The 19,719-nt window shown below is 46.7% G+C and carries 14 protein-coding genes; 8 read left to right on the top strand and 6 right to left on the bottom strand.

The genetic code is table 11. From position 1 onward, the window contains the following. Positions 1–165: 165 nt before the first annotated feature. A complete protein-coding gene (locus AC0J20_RS05990; protein WP_473021001.1) occupies positions 166–1,287 on the bottom strand; it encodes a putative manganese transporter in 1,122 nt (373 codons plus the stop codon). 436 nt (positions 1,288–1,723) lie between these two features. Here AC0J20_RS05990 and AC0J20_RS05985 point away from each other — a divergent pair, with 436 nt between their 5' ends. Beyond that, positions 1,724–6,547: an FG-GAP-like repeat-containing protein gene (locus AC0J20_RS05985; protein ID WP_473021000.1), complete on the top strand. Its 4,824-nt coding sequence runs from the start codon at positions 1,724–1,726 to the stop codon at positions 6,545–6,547. A gap of 87 nt (positions 6,548–6,634) precedes the next feature. Here the strand turns inward: AC0J20_RS05985 and AC0J20_RS05980 are convergent, their stop codons facing one another. Both AC0J20_RS05980 and AC0J20_RS05975 read right to left on the bottom strand, forming a co-directional pair. Beyond that, the gene (locus AC0J20_RS05980) at positions 6,635–7,669 is read right to left on the bottom strand and encodes a methionine synthase (RefSeq protein ID WP_473020999.1); all 1,035 of its coding nucleotides are present in this window, start codon (positions 7,667–7,669) and stop codon (positions 6,635–6,637) included. Positions 7,670–7,697: 28 nt separating this feature from the next. Beyond that, on the bottom strand, positions 7,698–8,675 hold the full coding sequence (locus AC0J20_RS05975) for a DUF1852 domain-containing protein (protein ID WP_473020998.1): 978 nt from the start codon (positions 8,673–8,675) through the stop codon (positions 7,698–7,700). Between the two features lie 220 nt (positions 8,676–8,895). Here AC0J20_RS05975 and AC0J20_RS05970 point away from each other — a divergent pair, with 220 nt between their 5' ends. From AC0J20_RS05970 to AC0J20_RS05940, 7 genes are all read left to right on the top strand, one after another. Further along, positions 8,896–10,104, top strand: coding sequence for an acyltransferase family protein (locus tag AC0J20_RS05970; protein WP_473020997.1), 1,209 nt, complete (start codon positions 8,896–8,898; stop codon positions 10,102–10,104). A gap of 40 nt (positions 10,105–10,144) precedes the next feature. Continuing rightward, entirely contained in the window at positions 10,145–10,990 is an 846-nt protein-coding gene (locus AC0J20_RS05965; RefSeq protein WP_473020996.1) for a DUF4392 domain-containing protein, read from the top strand. 115 nt (positions 10,991–11,105) lie between these two features. After that, on the top strand, positions 11,106–11,909 hold the full coding sequence (locus AC0J20_RS05960) for a putative hydro-lyase (RefSeq protein ID WP_473020995.1): 804 nt from the start codon (positions 11,106–11,108) through the stop codon (positions 11,907–11,909). Next, the gene (locus AC0J20_RS05955; RefSeq protein WP_473021063.1) at positions 11,909–12,640 is read left to right on the top strand and encodes a 5-oxoprolinase subunit PxpA; all 732 of its coding nucleotides are present in this window, start codon (positions 11,909–11,911) and stop codon (positions 12,638–12,640) included. Before AC0J20_RS05960 ends, AC0J20_RS05955 begins: the two co-directional genes overlap by 1 nt. Next, positions 12,637–13,350 carry a 5-oxoprolinase subunit B family protein gene (locus AC0J20_RS05950; RefSeq protein ID WP_473020994.1) on the top strand — a complete coding sequence of 238 codons (714 nt, stop codon included), beginning with the start codon at positions 12,637–12,639 and terminating at the stop codon, positions 13,348–13,350. Before AC0J20_RS05955 ends, AC0J20_RS05950 begins: the two co-directional genes overlap by 4 nt. Next, positions 13,340–14,296 carry a 5-oxoprolinase subunit C family protein gene (locus tag AC0J20_RS05945; RefSeq protein WP_473020993.1) on the top strand — a complete coding sequence of 319 codons (957 nt, stop codon included), beginning with the start codon at positions 13,340–13,342 and terminating at the stop codon, positions 14,294–14,296. The genes AC0J20_RS05950 and AC0J20_RS05945 overlap by 11 nt, the downstream gene beginning before the upstream one ends. 76 nt (positions 14,297–14,372) lie before the next feature. Beyond that, complete coding sequence (locus AC0J20_RS05940) at positions 14,373–15,230, top strand: D-amino acid aminotransferase (RefSeq protein WP_473020992.1); 858 nt, start codon at positions 14,373–14,375, stop codon at positions 15,228–15,230. 86 nt (positions 15,231–15,316) lie between these two features. Here AC0J20_RS05940 and argH read toward each other — a convergent pair whose 3' ends face one another. From argH to AC0J20_RS05925, 3 genes are all read right to left on the bottom strand, one after another. After that, positions 15,317–16,690 carry an argininosuccinate lyase gene (argH, locus tag AC0J20_RS05935; RefSeq protein WP_473020991.1) on the bottom strand — a complete coding sequence of 458 codons (1,374 nt, stop codon included), beginning with the start codon at positions 16,688–16,690 and terminating at the stop codon, positions 15,317–15,319. A 14-nt stretch (positions 16,691–16,704) separates the two neighbouring features. After that, complete coding sequence (locus AC0J20_RS05930; protein ID WP_473020990.1) at positions 16,705–17,922, bottom strand: argininosuccinate synthase; 1,218 nt, start codon at positions 17,920–17,922, stop codon at positions 16,705–16,707. 213 nt (positions 17,923–18,135) lie between these two features. Further along, the gene (locus AC0J20_RS05925; RefSeq protein WP_473020989.1) at positions 18,136–19,635 is read right to left on the bottom strand and encodes a M14 family zinc carboxypeptidase; all 1,500 of its coding nucleotides are present in this window, start codon (positions 19,633–19,635) and stop codon (positions 18,136–18,138) included. Positions 19,636–19,719: the final 84 nt, after the last annotated feature.

Genomic DNA, 19,719 nt, shown 5'->3' with positions numbered 1-19,719 from the left:
CGCTGAAACGGTTCCCTGACAGGAGCTCTGTTTAAAGCCAACCTGCACCGGCAGATGTGGGCTAACACAAGAGCGGATTTGAGGTGGAATCTGCAATCACAGTGACATCAACCGCTTGCCTTGAAAAATGGCATAGTTGGCCTCGCCAATCTCTTGTGTTTCCGCTCATTCAAAAAGGATGAGAAATCCATAACCCACGACTAAAGCGGGTATTGCAGAGTACAGTGTCGCAATTAACGCCGCTTTCGGTGCCAGTGCAATAGCAGGAAACAAGGCATCGCCGTCATTACTAATAGCATTGGCTAACTGCGCAGAGAAGGGTATCGCCTGTTGCAAGTAAAGACCGGTCACAAGGATCTGCGGACCGCATCCGGGTAACAACCCCACCAGCACCGCCATTAAAACCACAGAAGGGCCTAAACTTTGAAATAAGGCGACCGGGTCAATATCAAACCAAAATACCGTCAGTTCAAACATCAAAAACGCCGCAACAACCCAACTGGTCACAAACTGCGTATCCTGCGCCACTTTTACCATCCAGTGCTGCGGCGCTTCAGCGCGGTCTTCACTGGTAACCGTTTCATAAGTGTCACCAATGGATGATAAAGACCACAATAAAACGGCGACAAACCCTAAAATTGCGCCCAGCTTTTCTACACTATTATCCGGTAATCCAAAAATAAGATTGGCGTCCAACTGAAACGCCGCAATAGCGCCCAATGCCAGCGCGGGCAACAACAAAACACGCCAAAACTGCAAGGACGCATTGGCAACAACCTTCTGTACAGGCGAATCTGTTTTACTTACGCAGGTTTTAATTTCTGCCTGACTCATTGCTGGTCGCATGAAATTTGGCGCATGAATCAAATTCACTAACCACCCGCTGACAATACCGGTCACTAATATGCTGCAAATGAGCAATAAACCATCCAATGGTTGTTGTGCTAACAATAAAAATGCAGCATCTCCCATGGTGGCAGTTAATACAGCCACTACTGCACCGAAGCTAATCTTACCTTGTGTGTACTGGGTAATCACAATGATGGCACCGCCACAACCGGGCAACGCGACAAGCAAAGCACATACACTTAATTCGAGAAAAGGATGTTTTTGCATCCATTGGGCTATGCGGTCCTGTCCGACTGAATGCAAAACGCCGTAATAAAGCGCCAGCGTGGCAGCAACAAATGCAGATACCTGAATAAAGGCATCAGCCAGCACGCCGGCAGTAACTTCACGTGTTGAAGGTTGAACAATCAGCAAAAGTATAAATCCAGGTAACAGCATACGGCGATACCTGAGCCGATAATGACGTGTTGCAGCCCTAAAATTTGAATATACGATCTCGAATGGGAACATGGGTTCTTGCCAAACAACCTAAACGATAATCATTATTATTTGCAAATAAGAAGAATTCAACATTTTTATTTATCTAACTTAACTGTTCGCCATATTTACTGTGCAATAAATAACAAAGCAATCTGTGAAAGGAGTACGTGCTTTTAGCGGTTTCGTACGAACTGAATAAGAACATACCTGAATAAATGTCAGTCAATCAGACGAGGCGGAGTCGCAATCTGTTTAAATAACGCAAGACAACCGGAGACAATTATTTACCATATTAAACAACAAGTTAGATAAATTTTGAATATTTTAAATTCACAATTGAGTCTATTAAATTCCACTGATAAGATGACTTTCGCACTTTTCATGGAGTAGTTAAATGAAAATCGGAGTTGTACTTTTCGCTGTTGTTCTGGCGCTCTTCACTTCCTGTAATTCACTGGCCCACAATCAACCATTTCAGATCCCGGATCTAAAGGCATTTGAGCATCGCCCTGAAATTGTTGTCACGGCTCTGGACAGTTTTATTGCAGTGCAACGCTATGACGATGGTCGGGGTGAAGTGGTATTTTATCGCTCAGTTAAATCCGGACAAACCGTTAAAGTCCATCGCAACCTGAAACAGGAACTGGACTTTCAGATTAACTTCAAAGGTCAAAATCGATTTTTTAGCTTAAGTGCAGATGGTGCTTTATCAGAAAAACACCTGCATACCGAACAGGATAACTTTAATGACCATGTCCTTTCTCCCGGTCACAACAAACCACTGAAACTCCCCCTGAAGCAAAAGTCTGTTGCCGGTTTGAAACAGACCCGGTCGGATATTATTGAAGACAATGTGGTATACACCAGTTTTGTGGTCACTCCTCAGTCTTTAAGTCAGGTACTGATCACGGCGCTGTCTAAAGACATGACTATTGAAGACGTATTCGCGCAGTTGATTGATTACAGCAATTTGATTCTGGTAAATTCTGAAGTTTACGATTTTCGCTTTGCCTTGGGAGATATCATTACTGTCTCTGATGAAAGTGAAATCAGCAATCTGGTCGCCCTTTCCAATAATCCTACCTACCCAATCAACAAAGCCATTTTGGAAGGAAAAGCAGAACGAATCGTTTATTTGTATCAGCCTGATATGCAGCCGGGCATTGGTGGTTTTGCGCAACTGTGGCCTTTCACCGACGATGATTACAACCAGGGTGGTCTGACATCAGAGGCGAGTCGACACGTGTTTCTTTCCGACATCCACGTTGATATTGATGACATGGTGCTTACCCATGAAATTGGTCACTCAATGGGCCTGCAGCACGAAAGAGCTAACTTGCTGGTAAGTCACGATTATGCCATTCCCTACGGGTTCAGCACGACTATCGACAACAAAAATGTCGGTTCTGTGATGCAATCAGGAGGCGTTTCTTTTGACAAATTCAGTAATCCGAATTTATCAATCAATGAGCAGGTCATCGGGGTTGCTGAAACCGAACTCAATGCAGCGGATGCCAGTGAATTCCTGAGAAAAACCTGGCCACTGTCTACCCGTTCAGCACCGTTGAGTGATTTAATCTTCAACCAGGATGGTAATGGCCTGACAGTAAGTTGGTTAAACAACGGGGATTACTCTCAAAAACAGTTACTGGAGTTAAACAGTGAGTATTGTTCAGACTTTTTTGTTCGCAATTTAGACGACACCCATAGTGTAGATACAAATCAAAGCAATCTGGCACTGGCTGACAATCCCACTCAAAAATGTCTGGTATTGATAGGCTATTATGAAAATAACGGTATATCACTACCCGATATAATTGCCTTACGTCAGACATCGGAATTTGAGTCCAGCATTGCTATCAGCAGCGAACAGCAAATCTATTTTGCATCTGAGAATGAGCCAGTCAGTATCACCCTAAGCCACCCTTCACTGCCGGCAGACAGTAATTTTTCAGTTACTGTGGAAGAAACAGTAAATGGCACCAGCCAGTTTACCGATATAGCCAGTTCAGGCTTCAATGATGCTTTGACCGTTTCACTGAATAGCCAGACAACAGAAACCACTTTAAGTGTGGCCTTTACTGACGATCCGGTAAAACTTGCCCGCCTGCTTTCCGGGCTGAGTATTCGAGACATCAGATCCCGCGGTATTCGTTTCAGAGTGCGCTTATGTGAAGGTGATAGTGCCTGCTTTGATAGTTCGCGTTTTCTGTCGGAAACCTATGTCACCGTCAACCTTGAAGCACTGCTGACTTCAATGCCGCAAATCGTCCTGGATGAGGTGGCTACCATATTTGATAGCGAAACCGACAGCCAGTTGATCACAGGGGCGATTCACAATGTTGCGAATACTGACGATATTGAGATTCAGGTCAGTAATCAGTCTCAGGAAGGGTGGCAATTGTCAGGCAGCGAACTCACTTATGATGCAAGCATCAACGGCTATCGATTTAGTGTTGAAGTGCCCCGCCCCGACAGTTGGTTGTTTGCCCATCATGCTGTCGAAATCTCAGTAAAAGATACCGGCCTGGTGCAACTGGCTCCGGTTTACTGGTCCGCAATACCCACAGCTGACATGGATACTGCCAATGAAATATCAGTCATTGATAACGAATATTTCACCATGGCGGGCACCATCAATAATGTGTGGAATGAAGTTTCAGATTTGTCCATTTCGTTCCCTGCCATTAGTCTCGAATATGCCGGTCAGGCCACGACGCCAAACAGTGTCTGGATAGAGAATGAAGATGGCAGCATCAGCTTCCGACAAACCGGACTGGCCACCAGAGAAGGCCGTATACTCTACAATCTGAACGCCTATATTGAACAGGTAAATCGCTTTATACCGCTGGCTAATATTGTGGTTAATGTATTAGCAGATAACGACAATGATGGCATGGCTGATGAGTGGGAACTGGCGTACGGCTTAGATCCCAGTGTCGACGACAGCCTGCTAGACGCAGATAACGATGGCGTCTCAAATCTGGTTGAATATCAAAACCGAACGTCACCACTTTTGGAAGACAGCGATAGCGATGGTATACCAGACAGCGAAGATGCCTACCCTAACGACGCGACACGCAGCGAGCCTGAGGCGGAACAGCCATCCAACGACATCGGTAAACTGGCGTGGAAAACTAACCTCAACACCAGCGTGACGGACAAACTGGTGGCAGGGTCTGATCAGTTATACCTGTTAACGGGCAGACAAGAACTGAGTGCTTATGATCGCTATGGCAACTGGTTGTGGAGCTATCGGACGATATCAAACTACCCACAGATTGCGGTTATTGATGATGTGGTTTACCTGTCAGGTGAGTACAGCTCTGTTGAAGCGATATCAGCCAACGGTGAGCAACTGTGGGAGCAGCGATTTGCCTCAAGTTGGCTGGAAAAAGGCCTGACGCCGGTGCGCTCCAATGGCGAAACCTTGCTGACGTCAGCCCATATTGATGGTAACTACTACCTGGTGGCGATGAACCTGCAGGGCGAACAGCTTTGGCAATTACAAACCGATGAGATTATCAGTTCCATAGGCAGCGTCAATCAGGTCTATTACGTGGTACTGGACAACGCCACAGTATTACAGGTAACCAATGACGGCGCGGTAAACTGGCAATACACGCCACAATCTCAATCGGCATACGCCGGAAATTACGGCACTATCGCCCTGGACAACAATGGTAACCTTTATTACGCCGTTTATGACAATGGATCCTATTTAATTGCCCTTGATGCCTCTGGTAACGAATTGTGGCGCAACAGTAGTTGTTGCACTCATGCCGGGATGGTCATCGACGCAGACGGCACCCTGTGGGCAGGTGAAGGTGGATTGCTGACCGCCATTGATACCGAAACCGGAGAGGACCAGCGTCAGGTGCGCTCTGCCGGTGATATCACAGGCTTTGTCAGTGATGAAGCTGGCGCCATTATCTCAGGTACCCGCAGTGGCTACGTCAGTGCGGTGTTACCTGAAGCGACGCGCTTAGGTGAGTTGCAATGGCAATACAATGTCAAACCTGAAAACGAACAACGCAATGTTTACAGCGACATCGGCCAGGTCACTTCGCCCTTGGTACTGGTAGATAAAAAAGTCATTTTCATAACCGCAGACGGTGAACTCGTCGCGTTAAACAACCCGGACAATCTGGCAGCGGATACCTGGGCAACAACCGGTGGTAACAACGGAAATGGCGGCAGTGTGAGTGTTGCGGTTGAGCTTACCCAGCCGGTTACTGCTTATGATTATGACGGAGATGGCAGGGCTGATATTGCGGTGAGAAGAGCTGACAGACAAATTCAGTACATTGCCAATTCCGGAAACGGTGAAACACAACGCCTGACATTCGGCACCCAGTCCGCAGACATTCCTGTCTCCGGTGACTTTGACGGAGATGGTATCACTGATATCGCAGTCAGACGCCCATCAACGCACTATTGGTATGTCCAAAACTCTTCGGGCGTGGACAGACTAACCGGATTTGCCGACGGTATTAGCCGATTGAGATTTGGCACGCAATCTGGCGACATTCCGGTACCTGCTGACTACGACGGCGATGGTATTACTGACATCGCTGTAAGACGCCCCGCAAACCAGATGTGGTACATCAAAAACTCCTCAGGCGTTGACAGCCTGACAGGTTTCAGCGATGGCATAACCCGACTGAACTTTGGTAAACAAAGTGAGGATATTCCGGTACCGGCTGATTACGATGGCGACGGTAAAGCCGATATTGCGGTGCGACGTCCTTCCAACCAGATGTGGTATATCTACAATAGTTCCGATCAGGCCATTCAACGCATTAATTTTGGCAAACAGTCCGGCGATGTTCCGGTGGCAGCTGATTACGATGGCGATGGCAAGGCCGACGTCGCGGTCAGACGCCCCGCCACTCAGATGTGGTACATACTGAACAGTTCTGATGGCGAGATTCAACGTATCCATTTTGGCAAACAGGCAGACGATATTCCGGTGGTGGCTGACTACGATGGTGACGGCAAAGCCGATGTCGCCGTCAGACGCCCGTCGAATCAGATGTGGTACATACTGAACAGTACTGATGGCGAAATTCAACGAGCCAATTTTGGTAAACAGGCAACGGATATTCCTTTGGCTGCGCCGGTTTCCACCAGAATGAACATGTTGCAGGGCAATACCGAATTACTGCGAAATCGCCCTGCAGACAAAAAAGCATCCTGGTTGTCCGGCTGGCTGTAAGCCAGGAGGGTGACAACAATCAACCGGTGGTGGAATTCAGTAGTATTGCCTGAAAACCACCACCGGTCAGGGGAAATGCGCGCAAGGCTACAAGGCGCCCTGTAGTTCTTGGCGTACAATAGCCGCTCCCTGACTCAGGGCCTGTAGCTTTCCTCTGGCTACCTGGCGCGACAACGGCGCCATACCGCAATTAGTACAGGGATAAAGCTTATCCGCATCGACATATTGCAAGGCTTTACGCAAGGTTTCGGCCACCTCCTCAGGTGTTTCAATCTTATTACTGGCCACATCAATAGCGCCCACCATTACCTTTTTACCCCGCACCAGTTCCAGTAATTCGATAGGCACATGAGAGTTGTGACACTCCAACGAAATAATATCGATACCTGACTGCTGTAGCTTTGGAAACGCTTCTTCGTATTGTCGCCATTCAGATCCCAGCGTTTGTTTCCAGTCAGTATTGGCCTTGATACCATAGCCGTAGCAAATGTGTACTACGGTCTCGCAGTTGAGACCTTCAATCGCTCTTTCCAGTGTGGCTACGCCCCAGCTATTGACGTCATCAAAAAAGACATTAAATGCCGGCTCGTCAAACTGGATAATATCAACACCGGCGGCTTCTAACTCTTTGGCTTCCTGATTGAGGATCTTTGCGAATTCCCAGGCCAGTTTTTCGCGACTTTTGTAATGGGCATCGTAAAGAGTATCTATCATTGTCATGGGACCTGGCAGTGCCCATTTGATGGGTTGCTTCGTTTGCTGGCGCAAAAATTTTGCGTCCTCGACAAACACCGGCTTATTGCGGCTCACCGGCCCAACGACTGTCGGCACACTGGCGTCATAACGATCGCGAATTTTTACAGTTTTGCGGTTTTCAAAATCCACACCACTGAGATGTTCAATAAAGGTGGTCACAAAATGCTGCCGGGTTTGCTCGCCGTCACTAACAATGTCAATGCCCGCCTGTTGTTGTTCCTGTAAGGACACCCGCAGTGCATCTTGTTTACCGTCGATAAGCTCTTCGTCCTGCAATTTCCAGGGTGACCAAAGCTGTTCAGGTTGTGCCAACCAGGAGGGTTTAGGCAAGCTGCCCGCCGTAGATGTAGGTAAAAGTGTTTTCATAATATCGCTGATTCTGTTTCTCTGTAAGTTAAAGGGCATAGTTGGCAGACCACTGCTCCAGCAGCGGTTGATACGGTTTAATGAAGTACTGTTCAGCAAATTTACCCTGTTGAATAGCCAGTTTGCTGCGCTCTTCCCGGTCGTAAACAATCTGAGTAAGCGAGTGGTCCAGATTCTTCAAATTAGGTTGATAGCACTTACCTGCTACCGCATTGGCATTGTAGATTTCCGGGCGGTAAATCTTTTGAAAGGTTTCCATAGTGCTGATAGTACTGATCAGTTCCAGGTTACTGTAATCACTGAGCAAGTCGCCAAAGAAATAAAAAGCCAGCGGGGCCACACTGTCAGGCGGCATAAAATAACGCACCTGTAATCCCATTTTTTTGAAATATTGCTCGGTCAGTGAGGATTCGTTTGGCTGGTACTCAACCCCCAACACCGGATGCTGATTTTCAGTACGCTGATAAACTTTATTGTCGGACACACTGAGACAGATAACCGGTGGTTTTTCAAAGTGTTGTTGGTAAGCCGCTGAATTCACAAAGTGCTTAAACAGTTTTCCGTGCAGTTCACCAAAGCCGTCCGGAATACTAAATTTAGCCTGTCCTTTGTTGTGCTCTAACAGCACCACACTGAAATCATAATCCCGCACGTAAGACGAAAAATTATTGCCTACAATACCTTCTGTGCGCTTGTTGGTGTGCCGATCAAATATACTGGTTTTCAGAATCTCGATACTGGGGAATGCGTCGCTGCAGCCCTGAATTGCCATATCCACTGACACAATTTGCAGTTCAAGCGCATAGCGATCTGCGTTGGGGTTATCCCAATGGGCCAACGCATTAAAGCGGTTGTCTATCATTTTCAAAGCATTGTGCAGATTCTCCCGACGACATTCGCCCCTGGCAAGGTTAGCAAAATTAGTGGTAATTCGGGTGTTATTCGCAGGATGATAATGTTCATCAAAACGCTGAGTTTTAATTGTAAAGGTAAAGTCGTTACTCATGATGCTGTGGGGTCCGGTTTTCCGACGCGTCAAACACTGCGGGGCAATGCCTTTATGCTGCGTACGTTGTTAGTGCATGGGGATATTTATACCTATTCACATACATGAATAAAAATGACTTTATTTCATCAAAACATGAAATATTTTCATGAGTTTCTTTGGGTCAGGACAGCTACATTGTTGCCCTGCCCAGCTGACACTCACAATACGGAAATGTGTTATGGTATTTTTTAGCCGCTATGCGGAGTCGATTCTCAGTAAGATACCCTCGAACCGGATGTTATCTCTGGATGTGTTCCGGGGGCTGACAATCACGGCCATGATTCTGGTGAATAATCCAGGTAGTTGGTCTTACGTCTATGCCCCGCTTAGCCACGCACAATGGCATGGCTGGACACCTACAGACCTGATTTTCCCGTTTTTTATTTTCATCGTTGGGGTATCCATCAGCCTGTCTGTCACTGTGATGCAAGCTAAGGGATTGAGCCAATCAGCCATCGTGCATTCATCAGCCATCCGCGCCGCTAAATTATTCGCTCTGGGACTGTTTCTGGCGCTGTTTTATTTTAATTTTATTGCTGACAATTACGACTGGTTAGAACAACGTCTTTATTCCATCCGGCTATTAGGTGTGCTGCAACGCATTGCTGTTGTTTATTTGTTTTGTGTGTTGAGCTACCTGTATCTGCCTAAGAAGTACTTCTACGCAATGGCCCCGCTATTGCTTGTTTTATATGCCGTTTTGATGCTTTGTGTGCCCTACAGCGATACCCAGGGTAATGTCTATCAAGGCTTACTCATCAAAGGCAATAACCTGGCCGCCTGGTTAGATCATCTGCTTCTGACAACAAACCATGTATACGATAGTAGCACCCATCCCTTCAGCTTTGATCCGGAAGGGTTGTTAAGCACTCTACCGGCTGTGGCATCTTGTATTTCCGGTGTGGCAGTCGGTGATTATCTGCAACGGGCCACTCAAAACAGAACCCCGCGGTTACCTCAGGTAAAAATGCTGTTATTTTGGGGTTTGGTTTTAACCACAGCTGGCTGGCTTCTGGACCCGGTCTTTCCGATAAACAAACAACTGTGGTCGCCTTCCTTTGTCTTATTGTCTTCAGGCATAGCAATCCTGACTCTGACATTGTGTATTTATGTTATTGATCACCGGGGTATCAAAGGCTGGTCCGCACCCTTTATCGTTTTTGGCGCGAACTCCATTGCTTTTTACCTGTTTGCCGGCATTGCAGAGCGGATCCTAATCATGGTACCCGTACAGGGAATTTCGCTGAAAGCCTTTTTGTTTTCCCATGTTTATCAACCACTGTTGGGGAATTATAATGGCTCACTGGCCTGGTCATTGAGCTTCCTGGTTGTGTCTTATGTGATATTTCACTACATGTACAAAAAGCGCATTATCTGGAAAGTGTAATGCACATTAACTGTTGGAAAACGAGAAACGCTATTCGTCTATGATGAACCTCATTAATATCAGTCAGCAAATTGAAGATTGTCTGGTGGCACGCAACCTCAGAGGCATGAAAACGATGCAGTCGGCATTGCGTCCAGGTTACTTTTTACGCGCCGCAAAAACACTATTCCACTGCCAGGGGAATGTACTGATTGGCACCGGATTTCCTGTAGATCATACATTTGAGACTGACGGTCCGGTAGGCGCCATATTACTCTATAATCTGTTGCAAACGCTGGGTAAAACACCCCACCTGGTTTGTGGTGATCCACTTTATGCGCAACTCAAAGATGACTATCGGGTTATCCCCATCGCGGTTAATGATGTTCAGGGTGCCCCTCTGTACGCGCAGCAAATCGCAGCTCAATACCAACCGGCGGCCATTATTTCCATCGAACGGCCGGGCCTCAATAGCGAAGGCCAGTATTGCAATATGCGGGGGGAAGATATCTCTGCCCGCTGCGCCAGTTTTGATTTTTTTATGAGCCAGGCAAACTGCCCTACTATCGCCATTGGCGATGGCGGCAACGAAATTGGCATGGGCAATATTGCACCAGAGCTGGCATCACTCAATATAATTCCTTCGGTGACCGAATGTGATGAGTTATTAGTGGCCGATGTCTCAAACTGGGGCGCGTACGGATTGATCGGTATCATGAGCCTCTGGCATCCCGCGGATTTACTGGAAAATCTCGATGTGGAAAGTCTCTTAAAATACCTGTCTGCCAAAGGCAGTGTCGATGGTGTTACCCGCAGAAACGAACTCACCGAAGACAGCCTGTGCTTTAGTGCAGGCTATGAAGTCCTCAACCAAATCCGGGTCATCATTGGCAATGCTAAAAATTAGCGCAATCGGAAAAACATAGCTTTGACGTCATGACTCAGTTTTTTTAGTTCAGTCTATTCCCTGGTATTCCCATTTGCGGTTAAATCACCACTATTAAAGAAGAATCACAATCACTATGTTAACAGCACAATCGACACCACAAGAGATACGCCAGGCCATCCGAAAAGGTGATTACCGCGCCCATACGTCCGGTTTGGCGAAGGGCTATGTTCAATGTAACCTGGTGATTTTACCTAACCAGCTGGCGGATGAATTTAGGCAATTCTGCCAACTAAATCCCAGACCCTGCCCCATCATTGCTACCAGTCAGTTTCCCGGCGACTTTCGGGTAGAGCAGGCTGGCAATAATATTGATATTCGCACTGACTTCCCTGCCTATCAGATATTTAAAAATGGTAAATTCAGTGAGCAGGTGCCGGATATTAGCAGTATCTGGCAAGAGGATTTTGTGGCTTTTCTGTTAGGTTGTTCGTTTTCCTTTGAAGAAGCTTTGCTCAGCGAAGGGATTGAAGTGCGAAACATCTCAGAACAGAAAAATGTCCCCATGTATAAAACCAACATCCCCTGCAAGTCCGCCGGGCGATTTAGCGGCAATATGGTGGTCAGCATGAGGCCTATGAAAGCAGCTGACGCTATCCGGGCCATCCAGATATGCAGCCGTTATCCGTCAGTACATGGTGCGCCGGTACACTTTGGCGATCCATCTTTAATTGGCATTAAAGATTTGAGCCAACCAGACTTTGGCGACGCGGTTACAATTCACGACGATGAAGTCCCCTTATTCTGGGCCTGTGGTGTAACACCTCAACTGGCCATCATGAATGCTAAACCTGAACTTTGCATTACCCATAGTCCAGGTTGTATGTTAGTAACTGACCTGAAAAATAGTGACTTTGCAATAGGCTTAAAATTCCCATGATTAAACTTAACTGCGACTTAGGCGAAAGCTTTGGCGCCTGGCAAATGGGCATGGATCACGCGGTGATCCCTCATATTGATATGGCCAATATTGCCTGTGGTTTTCACGCTGGTGATGCCAACGTAATGGCGGCCACATTAAAACACACAGGTGAATGCAAAACCGAAATTGGCGCTCATCCAGGCTATCCTGATTTAGCGGGATTTGGCCGCAGAACCATGCATATCGCTGCAAACGAATTGATTAATTTACTGCATTACCAGATTGCCGCACTGGAAGGCATGGCCAGAGCACAACAGCAACAGCTCAGTTATGTTAAACCCCATGGCGCCTTGTATAACCAAATGATGGCGGAACCACAAATACTCACCACCGTTATGGAGGCCGTGGCCAGATATCCAACGCCATTAAAGCTGATGCTGCTGGCGACTCAGCAAGCCGGACTACATTCAGCGCAAGCAAAGACACTGGGCATCGAACTGCTTTTCGAAGCCTTTGCCGACCGTCGTTATGACAATAACGGACACTTGCTAAGCCGCAGTCAGCCCGGTGCCGTGCTCAATGAACAACAAATCATCGAACAGGTTGAACAGCTGGTGCAAGAAGGCACAGTCACAACAAATACCGGTGACAATCTGGCAATTCAGGCCGATACGCTTTGCGTGCATGGGGATAACCCGGAATCGATAAACCTGATAAAACGCCTCAAACAGCTATGCAGTCAAAAATGACCAACCAGACTGACTACCCCAAAATTGTTGCAGCATCAGAAAACGCGCTGATAGTGTATTTTGCGTCAACACCCGATAAAGCGGTTTCCGCTCAGATCACTGCCGTACAACACATCATTAGCAAAGAGCTTGGGTGTGATATCCTGGACCTTGTACCATCTTTTAATTCCCTATTGGTCATTTACAACGCCCTGAACACCGATCATTTTCTTGTTGCCGGGGTAATTGAAAACGCCTGTTGCACTGCGCGGCAAACACAGTTTCAACAGACTCAGGGTAAACTGGTGACCCTGCCGGTGTATTATGCAGAAGAATCAGGGCCGGAACTGCTTACGATTGCCAACGACAAAAATATCTCAGTGGATGAAGTGATTAAACGCCACAGTGCTAAAGAATACCAGGTGTACTCCATAGGTTTTGCGCCGGGTTTTGCTTACCTGGGTGAAGTGGACCCAATGATTGCTGCACCACGGTTACAAACCCCACGCAAAAAGGTACCGAAAGGTGCGGTAGCCATCGCCGATCAACAAACCGCAGTATATCCGTCACAAAGCCCTGGCGGCTGGAATATCATAGGTCTTTGCCCTACCCCTTTGTTTGATTTATCGCAGACCCCAGCCATGCCATTTAATGTCGGAGATAGGGTATGTTTTAAGCCGATAGACAAAGCCGAGTATTTAGCACAGGGAGGCGAACTGCATGACATCTGAAGCTCTTCAGGCTTTTAAAATTCTCGATGCCGGGATGCTGAGCTTAATTCAGGATGCAGGTCGTTTTGGGCAGGCAAAACTGGGCCTGAGCACAGGCGGCCCCGCCGATGAACACGCCTTTTTGTGGGCGAATAAATTACTGGGCAATCCTGCCAATAGTGCCACCCTTGAAATAACCATGGGCGGATTACATCTGGAATCGTTGCAAGATTGCCAGATAAGTATTACCGGTGCTCACTGCAACGTGAGTTTAAATAATGCAGAAATTTCCCAGTGGCGCAGTCACAATGTGGCCAGGGGCGATAAACTTAGCATCGACTTTGCCTCAGCCGGTTGTCGACTCTACCTGGCGGTGGGAGGCGGATTCAGTGTGACACCACAACTTAACAGCGCCGCCACGGTCGTACGCGAAGGTATTGGAGGCATTGACGGAAAACCGTTAAAAGCAAACCAGATATTGAACAGGTTTGCCACCCAAAATCAGCCACTGTTGGGACTTTACCGTGAAGATATCCCGGATTACTCAAAAAATTTGCAATTGCGATTAATAAAGGGCTATCAATACGACCGTTTTGACAGGCTGCAAAAGGCACGTTTTTTCGTTAATCGCTACACCGTAAGCCAACTGGCCGACAGAATGGGCTATCGATTGACAGGCCCGGCAATTGAGTTTCCTACCCGCACCATGTTATCGGAAGGTATCGCCCTGGGCGCGGTACAGATACCAGCCGACGGACAGCCCATAGTTCTGGGCAAAGATCGACAAACAATTGGGGGTTACCCCAAAATAGGCAGTGTATTATCATTAGACTTAAGCAAACTAATGCAAACCACGGCAGGTGCTACGGTTGAATTTACCCCCATCACAATCGAAGAAGCGCACAATCAGCTTCATTTTGCCCGGGCCAAATTCAACAACACGACGATGCAACGCTACACTGAATGACCCACTACAAAGACTGGCAATCAGTAGCGCAATAGAATCGAATTAACTTAATTTTCTTTTCCGGAAACAGAAAACCATGAATCAGGTGTACTTAAATGGGGAATTCCTACCTGCTGAGCAAGCAAAAATCTCCCCTATGGATCGCGGCTTTTTATTTGGCGATGGGGTATACGAAGTTATCCCATCCTACAATGGGAAAATGGTAGGGTTTGAACCTCATATCAATCGTCTCAATAACGGCCTGAAAGAGCTGAAGATTCTGTTGTCCACCCAACTCCAGGATTGGCGTACATTGTGCGAAAAGCTGTTGTCCTTAAATAGCTCAGGTAACCTGGGAATTTATATTCAGGTAAGTCGGGGAGCCGACACCAAACGCAGTCACGCTTATCCCCAGGGAATAAGCCCCACGGTGTTTGCCTTTACTTTTGAAATCCCCGCTGCGCCAGTGGCTGATATCAACAATGCCAGAACGGCGAAGGTTATCACCACCACGGACAGACGCTGGCAACGCTGTCATATTAAGTCAACGTCTCTACTGGGCAATGTAATGCATTATCAGCAGGGTGTTGAACACAGTGCCAATGAAACTCTGCTGTTTGACCAGTCTGACTATTTGACCGAAGCCAGTTCATCCAACGTATTTATTGTAAAAAATCGTCATATCGTCACTCCACCACTGAGCACGGCCCTGTTGCCCGGTATTACCCGGCAGCTGATTTTAGACATTTTAAGAATGCGCAGCGAATATCGCGTCTCAGAGGCACAAATCAGTAAAACGGATGTATTAAATGCCGATGAAGTATGGCTTACCAGTTCTTCGAAAGAACTTATGCCGGTAATTCAGGTGGATGATACGTTGATTAACAGCGGCATTCCCGGAGAAATCTGGCAGCAGGCTCAGGCGTTATATTCGATACATAAGTTCGATTATTAAAAGTGAAGTAAATTTAATAGCCTTATATAAATTTATATAAGGCTAAAAAGCTAGACTATTGAATTAAAAAACTTGTAGTTGTTACATTATGGCCAGGTTGAAACTGATAAATCCAATGCCTGCTCCACCTGCTCGCGAGAAGTTCCTCCCAATACCTGACGTTTATCAAGGCAAGACTCAATGGTCAGATACTGATAAACATCTTGGCCAATTTCCGAAGAATAGGCCTGCAATTCAGACAGAGTAAAATCTTCCAGCGCCTTACCCCCGGAGATGGCGTTTAACACCACTTCACCCACAATGTGGTGTGCTTCCCGGAAGGGAATTTCTTTACTGACCAAATAATCAGCCAGTTCGGTAGCATTGGCATACCCTTGCTTTGCTGCCGCAAGCGTTGCCGCGCTGTTAACTTTAATCCCTTCGGCCACCAGCACGCCCATTTGCAAACAGATTTGCCAGGTGTCCATGGCGTCAAACAAGCCTTCCTTATCTTCCTGCATGTCCTTGTTGTAGGCTAAAGGCAGGGCTTTCATGGTGGTGAGCATAGCGGTAAGCGAGCCACAGACCCGGCCTGTTTTCCCCCGAATTAACTCCAGCGCGTCCGGGTTTTTCTTTTGCGGCATCAGCGAGGAGCCTGACGTGACCTGATCACTCAGTTCCACAAATCCGGCTTCACCGCTGTTATAAAAAATCAAATCTTCAGCAAAGCGCGACAGGTGCATCATGCTGATGCTGGCACAGGACATTAGCTCGATGACGTGATCTCTGTCGGATACCGCATCCAGGCTGTTTAATGTCGGCCTGCGAAAGCCCAAATCAGACGCTAATGCATGACGATCAATCGGATAGGCTGTGCCTGCCAGAGCGCCGGACCCTAGGGGTGAGGTATCGGCGCGATACAGGGCGTCGTTAAGACGGCCAATATCCCGGTCAAACATTTCCACATAAGCCAGGCACCAGTGCCCAAAAGTAACCGGCTGCGCACGTTGCAAATGGGTGTAACCAGGCAAGACTGTGGCTTTTTCCCGTCGTGCCAGGTCAATCAGAGCCTGCTGAAAACTCACCAGTGCCAGAGACAATTCTTCGCCTTTGGCCTTACACCAGAGTTTCAGATCCGTAGCCACCTGATCGTTTCGGCTACGGCCGGTATGCAGCTTTTTGCCCAAATCACCGACAGCGGCAATGAGCTTTTGCTCAACCCAGCTATGGATGTCCTCGGCATCAGATTGCAAAATTTGCTGCGGATCTTGCTGTACTTCAACAGCCAGTTCCTGCAAGGCATTCTGCAATTGTTGCTGCTCGATATCCGTCAATACGCTTACCTGCTGCAACGCTTTTGACCAACTGATGGAACCCTGAATATCTTGCTCTACAAGACGATAGTCCACGGGTAAAGAATCATTGAACTTCTTGAACAATTCACTAGGTTGTTGTTTAAACCTTCCGCCCCATAACGCCATAATTTGCCTCTCAATTAACCTTTTTGCTTGTCTTGCATGGCTTTAATTCTGCTCGCCAGGCTATACAACCGAATAAAGCCTTCGGCGTGTTTTTGATCGTAAACATCATCCGCACCAAAGGTCGCAAAATCCTCAGAATATAAGCTATTCACCGAGGCTTTTTGGATCACTGTGGCATTGCCCTTGTATAATTTAATTACGGCTTCACCACTGATTTGCTCTGCAAACACTTTTGCCCCTGCTAACAGCGACTGACACAGTGGTGTAAACCAACGACCATCATACAAAACATGAGAAAACTCTAGTCCCAGGCTTTCTCTGTGTTTTAAAGAATGCTTGTCCAAAACCAGGCTTTCGATGGCCTTGTAAGCTTTGTAAATCAAAGTACCTCCAGGGGTTTCGTAACATCCTCTGGACTTCATGCCCACCAACCGGTTTTCAACGATATCTATGCGCCCTACACCATGGGCGGCACCAATCTGGTTGAGTTTAACCAGGGCATCATGAGGTGATAAGGGTTCGTTGTTAACCTTGGTCAGCATACCCTGCTCAAAGCTCAGTTGCACTGTTTCAGGCGCATCCGGTGCATCTTCCGGGTCCACAGTCATGGTCCAAACCTGTTTGCTGGGTTCGTTCCAGGGATCTTCTAATTCACCGCCCTCGTGAGAAATATGCCAGGCATTGGCGTCACGACTGTAAATCTTGGTAGCAGAAGCAGTAGTCGGGATATTGCGGGTGGCCAGATAGTCCAGTAAGTCTTCTCTGGAAACCATATCCCACTCCCGCCAGGGGGCAATCACTTTCAGGTCCGGTGCTAGTGCTGAAAACGCGCCTTCAAACCGCACCTGGTCATTGCCTTTCCCGGTACAGCCATGACACAAGGCATCTGCACCCACTTTTCTGGCAATTTCCACCTGAGCTTTGGCAATCACAGGTCTGGCCATGGAAGTTCCTAACAAATATTCACCTTCGTACACCGCACCGGTTTGCAAAGTGGGAAAGATATAGTCTTTAACAAACTCTTCTTTTAAATCCACGATATAGCATTCGCTGGCACCGGAAGCGATGGCCTTTTCATGCAGGCCTACTAGTTCTTCATCACCCTGCCCCACATCAGCGGCAAAGGCTACAACTTCGCAATCGTAGTTTTCTTTTAACCAGGGAATAATGGCCGATGTATCCAGTCCACCTGAATAGGCCAATACCACTTTTTTGACATTCTGCTCTGACATATTAAATCTCCTCAAAATTTAGTTTTTTGCTAAAAGCCACAACAAAATGGCATTTTGTGCATGCATACGATTTTCAGCCTGCAAAAGCAGCAAGGACTGTTCGCTATGAACGATTTCACTCTTTGCTGGCAAAACCAAGGGGACCCATTTCTCGGAACCCCAGGAAAATGGTTAGTCGCAAGCTTTTTTTGATAACGAGTAATTCGTTATGGCTTAATCCATTACTCGATAGATATTGATAGAGCTGTCATCATCCAGCAGCGGTTGATATTGAGGATATCGCAATAACCCATACAGCATTTGAGGTTCCAATAAAGCAATGACTTGATTTCCTCTATTATGCTGAGTACTAATCAGTAAGCTCCCCTTCGGTAAAACTGTTTCAGTGGAGCGCTCACAGTTTACAATTTGACGACCTCCATACCGTTGATATACAGAATCGGTTTCATTTTCAATTCGCTCAAGTCGACATTTCTCAGCGTCAAAGACCATTTCCCGAGCCAAAATCTCGTAATCAAGACCATGCTTATCAAGTAGTGGCACCATTAATGACACTTTAGAAGTAGGAATAGCATAAGCTTCGGCAGTCGCTACATATTTTTTCACTGTTCGACGTGTCATAAAGTTTGGAGCAACAAACTCTACTGTTTTTCCAGTTTCAATTTCTACCGCCTTAGATGTTTTGGTTATTCCCGGCTCTGTTGCCCAGAAATAGTTAGTCGGAGTAAAGTTCTTCGGTTTCCCGCTCCTCGCCGCTTCAATTGCTCTTAAATCGCTTTCGCGATGTCTAGCATCATGAATGAATTGCTCGTATATGCGATAATAAGCCAGTGTTCGCTCTGCAATGTCAGCAAAAGGATTCTCTGTTGTTCGATAAACACCGGATTCAATAATAAAAGACAAGGCATGATAAAAAACACCGAAGCTATTTCGAGCATCATCTGATTCCATAGTGCTATAGCGAAGTTCGCCATTTGGCGGGTAATAAGCCAGAAAATACCGTTCATAATTGTGCTCATTGACCGCCATCGTAACACCGACATCTTCAATCCATCGCACACCGATATTATAAAGTTCATCGCTGTATAGAGGACTATTAGCGGTCCCCATCATAATCACAGGCCATTCACGCCACCCATTTGCCGTATAATCCCCTGTATCTCTCTTAAATTCATGCCCATCAACTACTATATGCGGCATTATACGACGCCCCAGTTGATGCAAAAATTGCGTTTCGGGTTGAGTTAACAAAAGATGATCTCGATTAAGATCTGAGTGATTTGCATTGCGCCTTGAATAATCTGATGCGCCATCAGGATTTACTAAAGGTAAGATGTACAAGTCCACATCTTTAGGAAGCTTTTCAGGGTGCTGTGCATAATCCCGTATCAAATAAGCAAGTGCATCTTTTCCCGAAGTCTCGTTGCCATGCTGTTGTGCAAAAAAGAATACTCGCCAGCGTGGAGAATCCGAGTGATGCATTCGTATCAAAAGTAGTGGATTATTTTTTACTGAATAACCTTCTGTTGTAACGGTAACATGTTCGTTATCTTTTACCGATTCGATTAGTTCATACAGTGCTTCATTGCTTACCGGTTTTTTCAGTTCAGCCAGATTTTCTGGCATTGCATGTAAGCTAAACGCAAAGCAATACATTAACATGTGAAAAGGAATTATCTTCTTGGCCATATAAGCCGCGGTGTTTTTATTCATTATTCTGTACCTTCTTTTATTTGCTATCATTGCCGCTTGGGCTACCTGCCATAAACGTTACTTTCAAAAAATGTGTTCTATTCA

This window comes from Planctobacterium sp. R6, from assembly GCF_055755215.1.
The sequence above is the reverse complement of the archived record's forward strand: the minus strand, read 5'-3'. Positions and strand labels throughout refer to the sequence as shown.

Coding starts and splice junctions, on each gene's coding strand:
- AC0J20_RS05990 (WP_473021001.1), bottom strand. CDS start 1,287: ATGCTGTTACCTGGATTTATACTTTTGCTGATTGTTCAACCTTCAACA.
- AC0J20_RS05975 (WP_473020998.1), bottom strand. CDS start 8,675: ATGAGTAACGACTTTACCTTTACAATTAAAACTCAGCGTTTTGATGAA.
- AC0J20_RS05965 (WP_473020996.1), top strand. CDS start 10,145: ATGATGAACCTCATTAATATCAGTCAGCAAATTGAAGATTGTCTGGTG.
- AC0J20_RS05985 (WP_473021000.1), top strand. CDS start 1,724: ATGAAAATCGGAGTTGTACTTTTCGCTGTTGTTCTGGCGCTCTTCACT.
- AC0J20_RS05940 (WP_473020992.1), top strand. CDS start 14,373: ATGAATCAGGTGTACTTAAATGGGGAATTCCTACCTGCTGAGCAAGCA.
- AC0J20_RS05980 (WP_473020999.1), bottom strand. CDS start 7,669: ATGAAAACACTTTTACCTACATCTACGGCGGGCAGCTTGCCTAAACCC.
- AC0J20_RS05950 (WP_473020994.1), top strand. CDS start 12,637: ATGACCAACCAGACTGACTACCCCAAAATTGTTGCAGCATCAGAAAAC.
- AC0J20_RS05930 (WP_473020990.1), bottom strand. CDS start 17,922: ATGTCAGAGCAGAATGTCAAAAAAGTGGTATTGGCCTATTCAGGTGGA.
- AC0J20_RS05970 (WP_473020997.1), top strand. CDS start 8,896: ATGGTATTTTTTAGCCGCTATGCGGAGTCGATTCTCAGTAAGATACCC.
- AC0J20_RS05945 (WP_473020993.1), top strand. CDS start 13,340: ATGACATCTGAAGCTCTTCAGGCTTTTAAAATTCTCGATGCCGGGATG.
- argH (WP_473020991.1), bottom strand. CDS start 16,690: ATGGCGTTATGGGGCGGAAGGTTTAAACAACAACCTAGTGAATTGTTC.
- AC0J20_RS05960 (WP_473020995.1), top strand. CDS start 11,106: ATGTTAACAGCACAATCGACACCACAAGAGATACGCCAGGCCATCCGA.
- AC0J20_RS05925 (WP_473020989.1), bottom strand. CDS start 19,635: ATGAATAAAAACACCGCGGCTTATATGGCCAAGAAGATAATTCCTTTT.